Annotated in this window: 1 pseudogene; it reads left to right on the top strand. The window is 71.9% G+C overall.

The annotated features are described in order from the left end of the window. Positions 1-509: pseudogene (locus CCN33_RS30565) on the top strand (elongation factor G-like protein EF-G2); the annotation flags it as partial.

Here is a 509-nt window from a genome sequence, read left to right as displayed (position 1 = left end):
CCCCTGCCCGACGTCACCGACCTCGGCGGCACCCCCCGCGAGCTGAGCCCCTGCGACACCGAGGGCCCCCTGGTCGCCGAGGTCGTCAAGACCTCCTCCGACCCCTACGTGGGCCGCCTCTCCCTGGTCCGCGTCTTCTCCGGCACCCTGCGCCCCGACGACACGGTCCACGTCTCCGGACACGGCCTCGCCGACCGGGGCCACGAGGACCACGACGTCGACGAGAAGGTCGGCGCCCTCTCCATGGCCTTCGGCAAACAGCAGCGCCCGGGGTGACCTCGTCTGCGTCGCCAAGCTCGGCCGCGCCGAGACCGGCGACACCCTCTCCGCCAAGGACGACCCCCTGCTCATGGAGCCCTGGCGGATGCCCGACCCACTGCTCCCCCTCGCCATCCAGGCCCACAGCAAGCCCGACGAGGACAAACTGTCCCTCGGCCTGTCCCGGCTCGTCGCCGAGGACCCCACCATGCGCCTCGAACAGAACCAGGACACCCACCAGGTCGTCCTCT

The organism is Streptomyces recifensis (assembly GCF_002154615.1).
Taxonomy (GTDB): Bacteria; Actinomycetota; Actinomycetes; order Streptomycetales; family Streptomycetaceae; genus Streptomyces; species Streptomyces griseoluteus.
The sequence above is the reverse complement of the archived record's forward strand: the minus strand, read 5'-3'. Positions and strand labels throughout refer to the sequence as shown.